The organism is Ancylobacter tetraedralis, assembly GCF_014195655.1.
Classification (GTDB): Bacteria; Pseudomonadota; Alphaproteobacteria; order Rhizobiales; family Xanthobacteraceae; genus Ancylobacter; species Ancylobacter tetraedralis.
In genome coordinates, this window is sequence record NZ_JACICD010000001.1 from 1,085,852 (window position 1) to 1,099,887 (window position 14,036).

Consider the following 14,036-nt stretch of genomic DNA (forward strand, 5'->3'; position numbering starts at 1 on the left):
ACCGGCACGAAATCCGACGGATAGACGGAGGAAAGTAATTTCCGGGTGTGGTCACCCGAGAATAACCTCCGCACCGGGATGCTCGACCAGAAATGGAAGTCAGGACCATAATCGACAAGCGGCATTTGCCCAGTCGTCACGTAACGGAAGGCCCGGCGCGCGCGCCGCATCGGTCCTATCTGTACGCGATGGGTCTGACGCGCGAGCAGATTCACCAGCCGCTGGTCGGCGTGGCCTCGTGCTGGAATGAGGCGGCGCCCTGCAATATCTCGCTGATGCGCCAGGCGCAGGCGGTCAAGAAGGGCGTTTCCGCCGCCGCCGGCACGCCGCGCGAATTCTGCACCATCACCGTCACCGATGGCATCGCCATGGGGCACGAGGGCATGAAGGCCTCGCTCGCCTCGCGCGAGGTGATCGCCGACAGCGTCGAGCTCACCATTCGCGGCCATGCCTATGACGCTCTGGTCGGTCTTGCCGGCTGCGACAAGTCGCTGCCCGGCATGATGATGGCCATGCTGCGCCTCAACGTGCCGTCGATCTTCATCTATGGCGGCTCCATCCTGCCGGGCTCGTTCCGCGGCCAGCCGGTCACGGTGCAGGACATGTTCGAGGCGGTCGGCAAGCACTCGGTCGGGCTGATGTCGGACGAGGACCTCGACGAGCTTGAGCAGGTCGCCTGTCCTTCTGCTGGAGCGTGCGGCGCGCAGTTCACCGCCAACACCATGGCGACCGTATCCGAGGCGATCGGCCTCGCGCTGCCCTATTCGGCCGGCGCGCCGGCGCCTTACGAGATCCGCGACCGTTTCTGCATGGCCGCCGGCGAGCAGGTGATGGACCTCATCGCCCGCAACATCCGCCCGCGCGACATCGTCACGCTGAAGGCGCTGGAGAATGCCGCGACCGTCGTCGCCGCTTCCGGCGGCTCGACCAATGCCGCGCTGCATTTGCCGGCCATGGCGCATGAGGCCGGCATCAAGTTCGACCTGTTCGACGTCGCCGCGATCTTCAAGCGCACGCCCTATATCGCCGACCTCAAGCCCGGCGGGCGTTATGTCGCCAAGGACATGTTCGAGGCCGGCGGCATTCCGCTGCTGATGAAGACGCTGCTGGAGCACGGCTTCCTGCATGGCGACTGCCTCACCGTGACCGGCCGCACCATCGCCGAGAACCTCGCTTCGGTGAAATGGAACCCGCACCAGGACGTGGTGCGTCCGGCCAATGATCCCATCACTGTCACCGGCGGCGTGGTCGGCCTCAAAGGCAACCTCGCCACGGACGGCGCCATCGTGAAGGTCGCGGGCCTGAAGACGCTGACATTTTCCGGCCCCGCGCGCTGCTTCGACGGCGAGGAGGCCTGCTTCGAGGCGGTCGCTAATCGCGCCTATGAAGATGGCGACGTGCTGGTCATCCGTTATGAGGGCCCCAAGGGCGGGCCGGGCATGCGGGAAATGCTCTCCACCACCGCCGCGCTTTACGGGCAGGGCGCGGGTGACAAGGTGGCGCTGATCACCGACGGGCGCTTCTCCGGCGCCACGCGCGGCTTCTGCATCGGCCATGTCGGGCCGGAAGCGGCGGTCGGCGGGCCGATCGGGCTCATCCGCGACGGCGACATCATCACCATCGATGCCATTGAGGGCACGCTCGACGTGGCGCTCTCGGACGAGGAGTTCGCGGCCCGCAAGGCGCAGTGGAAGCCGCGTCCTTCGCCCGTCGGCTCGGGGGCCATCTGGAAGTTCGCGCAAGCCGTGGGACCCGCCCGTGACGGGGCGGTCACCCATCCCGGCGGCGCGGCAGAGACATCGTGCTATGCGGATGTTTGACCGTTCATCTCTCCTCGCCCTGATGGGCGCTCTCGCCGCGGTCGCGCTCGCGCCCGTCGCCGCGCTGGCGTTCGACGGGTCGACGGATACCGCCGCGGCTCCCGCGCTTCCCAAGGCCGTGGTTCCCGGCGTCGTGGCGCCCGCGAAGGCTCGCCCGCTGGAGGAGGCCGTGCGCTTCGGCACGCAGGCGCTCAGGTCCGGCGACATGGAGAAGGGCATCGATTCGCTGCGCTACGCGGCCGACCAGGGCCATGCCGGCGCGCAGTGGAAGCTCGGGCGCATGTATGCCGAGGGCGAGGGGGTCGAGCGCAACGACATCAAGGCGTTCGAGTATTTCACCCAGGTCGCCAACATGCACGCCGACGATAATCCGTCGACACCGCAGGCGCGCTTCGTGGCCGATGCCTTCGTGGCGCTCGGCGCCTATTATCTCGAAGGCATTCCCAACAGCAAGGTGCGCCGCGATCCCGGCCGGGCGCGCGACATGTTCGCCTATGCCGCCTCCTATTTCGGCGATCCGGAAGCGCAGTATCACCTCGCCCGTCTCTATATCGACGGCGACGGCGTCTCGCGCGATCCCCGCTTTGCCGCGCGCTGGCTCGGGCTGGCCGCGCACAAGGGCCAGTACCAGGCGCAGGCGACGCTTGGCGGGCTGCTGTTCAAGGGCGATGAGGGCGTGCCCCGCCAGGGCGCGCGCGGCCTGATGTGGCTGACTCTGGCGCGCGAAGCGGCGGCCGGCCCGGACGACAAATGGGTGGTCGACCTCTATGATGACGCGTTCTCGACCGCGGATTCGGACGAGCGTGCCATGGCGCTGGTCTATCTCGAACAATATGTGAAGACCGGCCGCTGAGGCGGCGCTCCATGGCGATCGGCGCCCTGTAATTCCCTCTCCACGTTGGGGAGAGGTGGCCCGCGAAGCGGGTCGGGGAGGGGCTGTGCGATGGCGGACCCCGGAAAATTCTCACCCAACTCTCGCCGACGGAGAGAGCGCAGCTGTCGTTCTTCCTGCGGCGCCCCGGCCGCGCGCTAATCCGGCTCGCCGCCCCTCACGCCCTGATGGCGAGGTCCGCCCACACGGGCACATGGTCGGACGGCTTCTCCCAGCTGCGCACATGCTTGTCGATACCCACCGCCGCCAGCCGGTCGCTGGCCTGCGGCGAGAGCAGCAGGTGATCGATGCGGATGCCGTTGTTCTTCGGCCAGGCGCCGGCCTGATAATCCCAGAAACTGTAGAGCCCCGGCGCGTCACTCGTCGCGCGTAGTGCGTCGGTGAGGCCGAGATTGAGGAGTTCGCGGAAGGCTGCGCGGGTCTGCGGCAGGAACAGCGCGTCATTGACCCACGCCTCCGGATGGGCGGCGTCCTCGGGCTCGGGGATGACGTTGAAGTCGCCGCACACCACGAGCGGCTCCTCGAAGGCGAGCCGGCCGGCCACATGCGCCTTGAGCCGGGCCATCCAGTCGAGCTTGTAGGGATATTTCTCGCTGTCGACCGGATTGCCGTTCGGCAGATAGAGGCCGCACACCCGCACCACGCCTTCGGCCGTCGACACCACCACCTCGATGAAGCGCGACTGCACGTCGCCATCCCCGCCCGGCAGGCCGGTCGTCACCTCGTCGAAGGGCAGGCGCGAGAGCACGGCGACGCCGTTGAAGCCCTTCTGGCCATGAACGGCGACATTGTAGCCCAGTCCCTCGAACGCCTCGCGCGGGAACTGCTCGTCCTGGCACTTGATCTCCTGCAGGCACACGACATCCGGCCGGGTCTCGTTGAGCCAGGTGATCATGTTGTCGACCCGGAGCCGGATGGAATTGATGTTCCAGGTGGCGATGCGCATCGGCGGGCCTTCTGCAGTCGTGAATCGGCGCGTTCTCTATAGCACCGGCAGCAGCCGGCGGACGATGAGCGCGGAGGACAGCGCCACTTCCTCGAGGAACAGCCGGAAGTCGAAATGCGATTGCGCACCGGCAAGGTCGGAGAGCGCGCGGATCACCAGCCAGGGCACGCCGAACGCCGCGCAGACCTGCGCCATGGCGGCGCCTTCCATTTCCACCGCCGCTCCGCCGAGCTCGCGGAACAGGCGCTCGCGCAGGCTTTCGCTGCCGATGAACTGGTCGCCGGTGAGCACCCGGCCGACATGCAGGCGCGGCGGGCGCGGGGAATCGGTGGCGGCAAGCGGGGCCAGCGCGAGGTCGGCCAGCGCGCCCTGCACGCGGGCGAGCAGCGTCGCGTCGGCCATGAGGCCCAGCCCCTCATGCGGGCTGAAGAAGGGCAGGTGGCCGGCCTGATAGACGGTGAAGCCGGCTTCCGAGTGGTAGCCGGCGTCGTGTTGCACGACATGATCGGCGATGACCACGTCGCCCACCGCGAGGTCGGGGTCGAGCCCGCCGGCAATGCCGGAGAACAGCACCAGCCGGCAGCCGAAGCGCTCGATCAACAAGGTGGAGGCGATGGCGGCATTCACCTTGCCCATGCCGGCCTGCGCCAGCACCACCGGCGCGCCGTCGAGGCGGCCGGTGTGAAAGCGCATGCCCGCCGCCTCGGAAATCTCCGGGGCGATGAGGTTGTCGGCGAGATAGGCCAGCTCCTGCGGGATCGCGCAGAGAACGCCGACCGGGCTCATCACAGGGCGAAGCTGGTGCCGCAACCGCAGGACGCGGTGGCATGCGGGTTGTTGATGCGGAAGGAGGCGCCGATCAGGTCGTCGACGAAATCGAGCTGCGATCCCGACATGTATTCCAGCGACACGGGGTCGATCACCACGCGCGCCGCGCCATCGCCGAGCAGGATGTCGTCCGCCTCGCGCTCGGTCGTGATGTCGAACTTGTACTGGAAGCCGGAGCAGCCGCCCCCTTCCACGCTCACCCGCAGCACGCTCTCGGGCGGCTCGCCCTTGAGGATCTCGGCGATGCGTCGGGCGGCGCTGGCGGTGACGCCGACGCCCGGGGGCAGGGAGGGAATGTCGGTGGAACCGGCCGAAATCGACGGGCTGGCGCTCATGTCGCGTGCCTTCGGGTTGAATATGACTTGGGTGGATAGTTAAGTGCTGCCGCCCCCGAGTCAAAGGGGGATCATTGCAGGGGAGGTCCGCGCATGGCGGTGGCCGGAGCACAGCCGCGTGCGCCATGGGCGTCGAAGGCCGAGGAAAGCCGGGGGCGCCTGTTCCCCGAGCCGGATGCGGGCAGCCGCAGCGCCTTTCGCCGCGACGCGGACCGCATCATCCATTCCTCCGCCTTCCGCCGGCTCGCCTACAAGACGCAGGTCTTCTCCTATCACGAGGGCGACCATTTCCGGACCCGGCTCACCCATACGCTGGAAGTGGTGCAGGTGGCGCGCTCCATCGCCCGCGCGCTGGGCCTCGACGAGGACCTCGCCGAGGCGCTGGCGCTGGCGCATGATCTCGGCCATCCCCCCTTCGCCCATGCCGGCGAGCGTGTGCTGGACGCCTGCATGGCGGCCTATGGCGGCTTTGATCACAATGCCCAGTCGCTGCGGGTCGTCACGCGGCTGGAGAATCGCTACCCCGATTTCGACGGGCTGAACCTTAGCTGGGAGACGCTTGAGGGCATCGTGAAGCATAACGGGCCGCTCACCGGGCCGCTTCCCCACGCCATCGAGGTGCATGCCGAGAGGCAGGACCTGTGGCTGTGGAGCTGGCCCGGCGCCGAGGCGCAGGTCGCCGCCATCGCCGACGACATCGCCTATGACGTGCACGATCTCGACGATGGGCTGCGCGCCGGGCTGTTCGACATCGAGGAATTCGCCTCGCTGCCGCTGGTCGGCGACATCATCGCCGACATTCGCGCCCGCTGGCCGGAGATCGACCGGTCGCGGTTCATCCACGAGATCGGCCGGCGGGTCATCACCGCGCTCATCGAGGACGTCGTCGCCGAGACAAGCCGGCGCGCCGCGCTGACCCAGCCCACCAGCGCCGAAGCGGTGCGCCATTCCGGGGCGGCGCTGGTCGGCCTGTCGCCGAGGCTGGTGGCGGCGGAGCGGGCGATCAAGGCCTTCCTGTTCCCACGCATGTACCGCCATCCGCGCGTGATGGCCGAGATGAACGCCGCCGGCGAGGTGGTGCGCGACCTGTTCCACCGCTACATGGACGACACCGGCGCGCTGCCACCGGAATGGCGCGCCAGTGTCGCCGGGCGCACCGAGGGCGCCCGCGCGCGCCGCATCGCCGACTTCATCGCCGGCCAGACCGATCGTTATGCGCTTGCCGAGCACCGTCGGCTGCTGGGTTCCGCGCCGGTGCCGCGGGCGGACGCACCGGTGCGTCAGGGCTCGGCATGAGGGTGCGCGGGCCGACCGGGCGTGCGGCAAAGATTGGTCGCTTTTGACTTGCCGATTGAACTGGGGTAGCGCCAGCCGCCGCGTCGCCTCATAAGGGCCCGCCGTGCCGGGAGTGTGCTGAATGAACCTTTTCGCGATTTTCGCCGATCATCTTCGCGCCGTTGTCGGCGAGCTGGCGGTCGAAGGCATCCTGCCCGCCGGGCTCGACGTCACGCGCGTCGTGGTCGAGCCGCCGCGCGACCCGAGCCATGGCGACCTCGCCACCAACGCCGCCATGGTGCTGGCCAAGGACGCGCGAATGAAGCCGCGCGATCTCGCCGAGAGTCTGGCGGCCCGGCTCGGGGCCATTCCGGGCGTGCGCCGGGTGGATGTGGCCGGCCCGGGCTTCATCAACATCGCGCTGGACGGCTCGTTCTGGCCGCGCGTCCTCGCCGCGGTGCTGACGCGGGGACGCGGCTATGGCGGCGGGTCGATCGGTGCCGGCGCGCGGGTCAATGTCGAATATGTCTCGGCCAACCCCACCGGGCCGATGCATGTCGGCCATTGTCGCGGCGCGGTGTTCGGCGACGCGCTGGCCAACCTGCTCGCCTTTGCCGGTTTCGCCGTGACGCGCGAATATTACATCAACGATGCGGGCGCGCAGGTCGACGTGCTCGCCCGCTCCGCCTATCTGCGCTACCGCGAGGCGCTGGGCGAAGAGATCACTATTCCCGAGGGGCTCTATCCCGGCGACTATCTCAAGCCGGTTGGCCGCGACCTCGTCGCCAAATACGGCCGGACGCTGCTGGACAAGAGCGAGGCCGAGTGGCTGCCGCTCGTTCGCATCATCGCCATCGACGACATGATGGCGATGATCCGCACGGATCTGGCCGCGCTCAATATCCGCTTCGACAAGTTCTTTTCCGAGCGCACCCTACACGCCCGCGAGGGGGGCAATTCCTCGATCATCGACCGGCTGATGGATGAACTGCGCGCGCGCGACCTCGTCTACCAGGGCAGCCTGCCGCCGCCCAAGGGCGCGCCGGTGGAGGACTGGGAAGACCGCGAGCAGACGCTGTTCCGCGCCACCCAGTTCGGCGACGAGATCGACCGGCCGCTGGTGAAGTCGGACGGCGCCTATACGTATTTTGCTGCGGATATCGCCTACCACAAGGACAAGTTCGATCGCGGCTTCAGCCAGATGATCGACGTGTGGGGCGCCGATCACGGCGGCTATATCAAGCGCATGCAGGCGGCGGTGAAGGCGGCGACGGCCGGCGAGGGCCAGCTCGATGTCGAGATCTGCCAGCTGGTGCGCCTGCTGCGCAATGGCGAGCCGGTGAAGATGTCGAAGCGCGCCGGCACCTTCGTCACGCTGCGCGACGTGGTCGACGAAGTGGGCGTCGATCCCGTTCGCTTCATGATGCTCTACCGCAAGAACGACGCGGTGCTCGATTTCGACCTCGCCAAGGTGGTGGAGCAGTCGCGCGACAATCCGGTCTTCTATGTCCAGTATGCCCATGCCCGCGCGCGTTCGATCCTGCGCAACGCAAAGGAAGCTTTCCCGGATCTGCCGCTGGAGCCAGCTGCTTTTGCGCAAGCCGAACTGTCGCGGCTCGACGACGAAGGAGAGGTGGGGCTGGCCAAATTGATCGCCGCCTATCCGCGACTGGTTGATCAGGCCGCAGCGGCGCGCGAGCCGCACCGGGTCGCGTTCTATCTCTACGATCTGGCCAGTGCGCTGCATGGGCAGTGGAATCGCGGCAAGGACTTGCCACATTTACGCTTCATTATAGAAGATGATCGAAATTCAACCTATGCTCGACTCGCTTTGGTGCATGCGGTTGCGCTGGTCATCGCTTCAGGACTCTCTATCCTTGGGGTCGATGCTCCCGAGGAGATGCGGTGAGCAGTCGCGACGGCGTGGCGGGTGTGCCGCCGCGGTGATGCCGTCTCCGGCGGCGGTGTAGTGAGACGCAGCGAACGGGTTCGGTGAACATGGCCAACGACACAACGCGCAATCGGCAGGAGAATCCGGCCGAGGATCCGCTTGCCGAACTGGCGCGCCTGATGGGTCAGGAGGACGAGTTCGCCGACCTGCTGCGCCAGCTGCCCGCCTCGCGTCCCACGGCGCCGGCAAGCGGCACATCGGCGCCGGCGCCGACGCGCGCGGCACCCATGCCCCCGCGTCCGGCCCCGACCCGCCCCGTCGCACCGCCGATGGGCGGCCGTCCGGCGGCGCCTCCGCCGAGTTCCTTCTCGGCGCTGGCGGCCGAAGCTTATTCCGAGTCCCCGCGTCGCCCGGCCGCGCCGCCGCCGCGTCCCGAGCGCCAGTCGCTGGAAGATGCCGCGCGCGACCTCAATCGCAATTACGTGCGCCCGGAGCGCCCCACCGAGCGTCCGGTGGAGCCGCGCGGGTATGAGCCGCGTCCGCCGCTGGATCCCCGCCTGTCCCAGGATACCCGCCTTGCCCACGAATCGCGGGCAAGTGAACCTCGGATCACGGAACCTCGGATCACGGAACCTCGGATCAGCGAGCCGCGCGTAAGCGAACCGCGCGCGCCGGAAGCCCGGACGGCCGATCCGCGCCTCGCCCGCGAATCGCGGGTGCCGACGGAACCCCGTCACGAGCCACGTGCTCCGCAGGAGTTTCGAGCCCCGCCGGAGTTCCGTGCCCCGCCGGAGCCGCGCGTCGCGCCGGAATTCCGCGCCCCGCAGGAGGCTCGCGCGCCGCAGGAGCCGCGGATTGCGGATCCGCGTACGCCAGAGCCCCGCGCCCCGCAGTTGCGCGCGCCGGATCCGCGTCCCGTGGCGCCGCGTCCCGCTCCCACGGCACCCGTTGCCGGCTTCGTGCCGCCCAATTTCTCCGACAGCGCCGCCGATGCCGTCTCGCGCGCGCTGGCCGAGCCTTTCGAATTCGACGACGAGCCCCGTCCGGAACCCCGGTTGGAGCCCCGTCCGGAGGCGCGTCCGCGGACGGAGCCTGTGGCCGAGACCGCGCCGCCGCCGGCCTGGATGAGCCGGGGCGCGCCCGGCGCTACGGCCGCCGCGCCGTCCACGCGCGCCGAGGCGCCGGCCTCCCGCGGGTTCAGCGCCGCCGAGGAAGCCTATGACTATGGCAGCTCGGCCGTCGCGGAAGAGACTTATGAGGACGAGCCGGCGGACGGCGCGGGCTATGATGTCGAGGAAGAGGAAGCCCCCCGTCGCGGGCGCGGCCGCCTCCTTCTGGCTGGCGCGGCCGTCGTCATCCTGTTGGGCGGTGTCGCGGCCGGCTATGTGCTGCTGTCGCGATCGGGCGGCTCCTCGACCGGAATCGGCGGCGAGCCGCCGATGATCCATGCCGAGGGTGGCCCGACCAAGGTCGTGCCGGACAAGGCCGCGCAGGAGCCTTCGGCGACCGGCGAGAAGCTGATCTATGACCGGGTCGGCGGCAACGCCACCACGGGCAAGGAGCAGGTCGTTTCCAGCGAGGAGCAGCCGGTCGATGTCTCGCAGGCGGCCCAGCCGCGCGTGATTCCGACGCCGTCCGGCCAGGCTTCCGGCAGCGCCAATCCGGCGACCGAGCCCAAGCGTGTGCGTACCCTGACCGTGCGGGCCGACGGCACCATCGTCGAGGATGCGTCGCCCGCGCCGGTCCCGGGCGGCGCTCCGCCGGTCTCGTCGTCGCAGCCAACGGCTTCCACGCCGATCGCTCTCTCCGCCGGCTCCGGCGCGCCGGTCTCCACTGATCCGACCCCGCTGTCCGCCCGCCCGTCCATCGTGCCGAACGTGCCGGTGCCGCCGGTTCGCCCGTCGCAGATGCCGCCGGCCACTGCTGCCACCACCGCCGCCGCCCCGGCGGCTGCGGCTTCCACGGGCAATGGCGCCTTCGTCGTGCAGGTGGCCTCGGTGCCGTCGGAGGCCGACGCCCAGGCGGCTTTGCGCAGCGCGCAGTCGCGCTTCGGCAGCCTGCTGGCGGGCCAGGCCGGAGCGGTGCGTCGCGCCGATCTCTCCTCGGGCGGCGTCACCTATCGTGCGCAGGTGGGCTCCTTCGCCAACCGCGCCGATGCGGTGAGCCTGTGCGAGGCGCTCAAGGCGCAGGGTGGTTCCTGCCTCGTCCAGCGCAACTGATCGAGCGGTACCTTCGTTCATGACCGTATCCGTGCCGCCCCGTGCCTTCATCACCGGCTGTGCCGGCACCCGGCTCAGCGTCGAGGAGGAGGCTTTCCTTCTCGACACGGCCCCGTGGGGCCTCATCCTGTTTCGCCGCAACATCGAGACGCCGGCCCAGGTCGCGGATCTGGTGCGGGCCTTTCGCGCGCTTGTCGGCCGGCCGGACGCGCCGGTGCTGATCGACCAGGAGGGTGGGCGCGTGCAGCGGCTCGGGCCCCCGCACTGGCCGGTCTATCCGCCCGCGTCGGTCTTCGCCGATCTTGCCGAGAAAGAGGGCGCGGCGCGCGGCGCCGAGGCGGCCCGGCTCGGGGCGCGGCTGATGGCGCAGGACCTTGCGGCGCTCGGCATCAACGTCGATTGCGTGCCCTGCGCCGACCTGCGCCTGCCGGAGGGCCACGGTATCATCGGCGACCGGGCGTATGGCGACACGCCGGAGCAAGTGGCCGCGCTGGCGCGGGCGGCGGCGGAAGGGCTGATCGCCGGCGGCGTGCTGCCCGTGCTGAAGCACATTCCCGGCCATGGCCGCGCGCGTGCCGACAGCCATGAGAGCCTGCCGGTGGTGGAGACCTCCCGTACCGAGCTGGAGGCGACCGATTTCGAGCCATTTCGCCTGCTGGCCGACCTGCCGCTCGCCATGACCGCGCATGTCGTCTACGCCGCGATCGATTCCGAACATCCCGCCACCACCTCGAAGCGCGTGATCGACGAGGTCATTCGCGGCCATATCGGCTTCGACGGCGCCTTGATGAGTGACGATCTCTCCATGGGCGCGCTGGCCGGCTCGCTGGCGAGCCGCGCGCAAGCCGCCTTCGCGGCGGGCTGCGATCTCGCGCTCCATTGCAATGGCCGGTTGGATGAGATGCGCGACGTGGCCGCCCATTCGCCGCGGCTCGAAGGCGACGCGGCGCGGCGTTGCGCGGCGGCGCTGGCGTGCCTCGCCCCGTCGGCGAACCTCGAACTGGCGCAGGCGCGCGCGCGTTTTTCGGATATGATCGCGCCATCCTGAACGGTGGCCGCATTTTCAGATGGACCAAAGCCAGTTCGCGTTCGAGCAGGAGCCGCTCCGTCCGGGGGAGGATTCCGCCTTCGTCATCGATGTCGACGGTTTCGAGGGTCCGCTCGATCTGCTGCTGGCGCTGGCGCGCACCCAGAAGGTGGACCTGTCGCGCATCTCCATTCTGGATCTGGCCGAGCAGTACCTGACCTATGTCGAGGCGGCCCGGAGCATCCGGCTGGAACTCGCCGCCGATTATCTGGTGATGGCCGCGTGGCTGGCCTATCTCAAGTCGCGCCTGTTGCTGCCCGAGCCGCCACGGGAAGAGGGCCCGAGCGCCGCCGATCTTGCCGCCGATCTCACCGAGCGACTGCGTCGGCTGGAGCGGATCCGCGCGGCGGCGGCGCATATGGCGACGCGTGACCGCATCGGACATGAAGTGTTCGCGCGCGGCGCGCCCGAGCCGTTGACGCGCTCCGGCGTGCCGGTATTCGAGGCGACGCTCTATGACCTGCTCGCCGCCTATGGTGCCCAGCGCCAGCGCGCCACGCTCTCGCAGGTGCGCTTCGCCCCGCGCAACGTCATCGCTCTGGCGGACGCCCGGGCGCGTCTGGAGCGTCTCCTCGGCCGGCTCGCGCTCGGCGGGGAATGGGCGCGGCTGGACGGCTTCCTGATCAACTGGATCGCCGACCCCAAGATGCGCGCCACCGCGCTGGCCTCCGGCTTCTCCGCGACGCTGGAAATGGTGCGGGAGGGGCTCATCGACGTGCAGCAGGAAAGCGCCTTCGCGCCGATCTGGATCCGCACCCGGCTGGCGGGGCCGGGCGAGCCAGGGACCGCCGGCGATGGCGGGAGCGGGGAAATCGGCGGGGAGGAGGCGTGAGCGGCGAGGCGGCACGCGAGCCGCAGCCCCCGCGCGAACCAGCCCCGATGCCGCATCGCCCCACGGCGCTGCGCCTTGTCGAGGCGATGCTGTTTGCCGCCGGTGAGCCGCTGGACGAGGCGACGCTGATGGCGCGCCTGCCCGAGGGGGCGGATGTGCGGGCGCTGCTGGCCGAACTTGCCGCCGATTACGCGCCGCGCGGGGTCAATCTGGTGCGGGTGGCTGGCAAATGGATGCTGCGCACCGCGCCCGACCTCGGCTTCCTGCTGGCCCGCGATAAGCCCGAGCCGCGCCGCCTCTCGCGCGCGGCGCTGGAGACGCTGGCCATCATCGCCTATCACCAGCCGGCGACGCGGGCGGAGATCGAGGAAATTCGCGGCGTCTCCACCAACAAGGGCACGCTCGACGTGCTACTCGCTGCCGGATGGGTGCGGCTGCGCGGACGCCGACGCAGCCCGGGGCGACCGGTGACCTATGGCACCACCGAGACCTTTCTCGTCCATTTCGGCCTCGATACGATCCGCGACCTGCCGGGCCTCGACGAGCTGCGCGGTACCGGCCTCATTGACGCGCGCGTCTCCGCCGGCTTAACCGTTCCGCTGCCCAATGACGACGCCGCGCTGCAGGACGACGAGGACCCGCTCGAATCCGACTTCGACCTGTCGCTGGCTCCCGAGCCGGATTCCGAGCCGGAACGTGAGGAAGGCGGGGACGAGCCGGGCGGATAGGGCGGCACCGGCTGCCCCCGGACCCATGGCACGCGACGCAAGGCCCAAGGCCCAAGGATTTCCCCATGCAGCAGGCGCTGGCACGCACCCCGGTCTCGCTCGCCAACCGGCTGACGCTGGACGATGTCACCCATGCCTATGGCGAGCGGCCATCGGTTCGTGGAATCTCGCTCGTCGTGCATCCCGGCGAGATCGTCTGCCTGCTCGGCCAGTCCGGCTGCGGCAAGACCACCCTGCTGCGGCTGATCGCGGGCATCGAGCGCCCGACCGGCGGGCAGATCCTGCTCGACCGCACCGTGCTGGCCGGGCCGGGCGCCTATGTGCCGCCGGAGAAGCGCAATATCGGCCTGGTCTTTCAGGATTACGCGCTGTTCCCGCACCTCACCAACCTGCAGAACGTCGCCTTCGGCCTGCGGGCGCTGAAGCCCGAGGAGGCGCAGGGGGAGGCGCTGCGGGCGCTCCAGCGCGTGCGGCTGGAAAACCACGCGGCGAGCTTTCCCCATGCCCTGTCCGGCGGCGAGCAGCAGCGCGTGGCACTGGCCCGCGCGCTCGTGCCGCGCCCCGGCATTCTCCTTATGGACGAACCGTTCTCGGGCCTCGACAGCCGTCTCCGCAGCAGCGTGCGCACCGAGACGCTGAACGTGCTGCGCGAGGCGCGCGCCACCTGCATCATCGTTACCCACGATCCCGAGGAGGCCATGCGGCTGGGCGACCGCATCGCGCTGATGCGGCAGGGACGCTTCATTCAGGTCGGCACGCCGGAGGAATTGTACCGGCGGCCGGTGGATCTGCAGGTGGCGCGTTTCTTCAGCGAAATCAACGAGGTGGAGGGAGAGGTCGAGCGCGGGCGGATTCACACGCCGCTCGGCAGTTTTGCCGCGCCGGGCCTGGCCGAGGGCACGCGGGCGGTGGCGGCGATCCGTCCGCAGGGCGTGGATCTCAAGGCACCCGGCTCGGGTACGCCCGGCCGCGTGGTGGTGCACCGGTTTCTCGGGGAACTCGATCTCTACGAGGTTGCGGTGGAGGGGGTGGACCGCCCGCTTGTGGCCCGGCGTCGCACCCTGGCGGGCCTGTTTCGCGGGCATGACGTAGGCGTGCACATAGATCCGGCGGAAGTCCTTGTCTTCGCCGCAACCGGCCCTTAGTGTCCGCTCCTGATTGCGAAGCGCGGCCGCGAGGGGCC

General features: G+C 69.6%; 12 protein-coding genes. 9 read left to right on the forward strand and 3 right to left on the reverse strand.

All coding sequences use genetic code 11. The features are described 5' to 3' along the window. Positions 1-92: 92 nt before the first annotated feature. Positions 93-1,820, forward strand: coding sequence for a dihydroxy-acid dehydratase (gene ilvD, locus FHS55_RS04940; protein WP_183188498.1), 1,728 nt, complete (start codon positions 93-95; stop codon positions 1,818-1,820). Continuing rightward, positions 1,813-2,673, forward strand: a complete 861-nt coding sequence (locus FHS55_RS04945) for a tetratricopeptide repeat protein (protein WP_425485784.1) — start codon at positions 1,813-1,815, stop codon at positions 2,671-2,673. The genes ilvD and FHS55_RS04945 overlap by 8 nt, the downstream gene beginning before the upstream one ends. A gap of 196 nt (positions 2,674-2,869) precedes the next feature. On the opposite strand, the gene xth is transcribed toward FHS55_RS04945, so the two are convergent. Genes xth through FHS55_RS04960 form a run of 3 tightly spaced genes read right to left on the reverse strand, consistent with a single transcriptional unit; the run spans position 2,870 to position 4,821 of the window. Beyond that, complete coding sequence (gene xth / locus FHS55_RS04950; protein WP_183188500.1) at positions 2,870-3,658, reverse strand: exodeoxyribonuclease III; 789 nt, start codon at positions 3,656-3,658, stop codon at positions 2,870-2,872. 36 nt (positions 3,659-3,694) lie between these two features. Beyond that, positions 3,695-4,444: a 5'-methylthioadenosine/adenosylhomocysteine nucleosidase gene (locus tag FHS55_RS04955; RefSeq protein WP_183188501.1), complete on the reverse strand. Its 750-nt coding sequence runs from the start codon at positions 4,442-4,444 to the stop codon at positions 3,695-3,697. Further along, positions 4,444-4,821, reverse strand: coding sequence for a HesB/IscA family protein (locus FHS55_RS04960; RefSeq protein WP_183188502.1), 378 nt, complete (start codon positions 4,819-4,821; stop codon positions 4,444-4,446). The genes FHS55_RS04955 and FHS55_RS04960 overlap by 1 nt, the downstream gene beginning before the upstream one ends. Positions 4,822-4,914: 93 nt before the next feature. Here FHS55_RS04960 and FHS55_RS04965 point away from each other — a divergent pair, with 93 nt between their 5' ends. The 7 genes from FHS55_RS04965 (at position 4,915) to FHS55_RS04995 (ending at position 13,998) form a co-directional block, all read left to right on the forward strand. Beyond that, positions 4,915-6,117, forward strand: a complete 1,203-nt coding sequence (locus FHS55_RS04965) for a deoxyguanosinetriphosphate triphosphohydrolase (RefSeq protein WP_183188503.1) — start codon at positions 4,915-4,917, stop codon at positions 6,115-6,117. A 121-nt stretch (positions 6,118-6,238) separates the two neighbouring features. Continuing rightward, entirely contained in the window at positions 6,239-8,005 is a 1,767-nt protein-coding gene (argS, locus tag FHS55_RS04970; protein ID WP_183188504.1) for an arginine--tRNA ligase, read from the forward strand. Positions 8,006-8,094: 89 nt separating this feature from the next. After that, positions 8,095-10,206: an SPOR domain-containing protein gene (locus FHS55_RS04975; RefSeq protein WP_183188505.1), complete on the forward strand. Its 2,112-nt coding sequence runs from the start codon at positions 8,095-8,097 to the stop codon at positions 10,204-10,206. A 19-nt stretch (positions 10,207-10,225) separates the two neighbouring features. Beyond that, positions 10,226-11,254 carry a beta-N-acetylhexosaminidase gene (gene nagZ / locus FHS55_RS04980; protein WP_210286832.1) on the forward strand — a complete coding sequence of 343 codons (1,029 nt, stop codon included), beginning with the start codon at positions 10,226-10,228 and terminating at the stop codon, positions 11,252-11,254. Positions 11,255-11,273: 19 nt separating this feature from the next. Beyond that, entirely contained in the window at positions 11,274-12,125 is an 852-nt protein-coding gene (locus tag FHS55_RS04985; protein WP_183188506.1) for a segregation and condensation protein A, read from the forward strand. Positions 12,126-12,172: 47 nt separating this feature from the next. Next, positions 12,173-12,853 carry an SMC-Scp complex subunit ScpB gene (gene scpB, locus FHS55_RS04990; protein ID WP_246339816.1) on the forward strand — a complete coding sequence of 227 codons (681 nt, stop codon included), beginning with the start codon at positions 12,173-12,175 and terminating at the stop codon, positions 12,851-12,853. Positions 12,854-12,918: 65 nt separating this feature from the next. Then, entirely contained in the window at positions 12,919-13,998 is a 1,080-nt protein-coding gene (locus tag FHS55_RS04995; RefSeq protein WP_183188507.1) for an ABC transporter ATP-binding protein, read from the forward strand. The last annotated feature ends 38 nt before the right edge of the window (positions 13,999-14,036 follow it).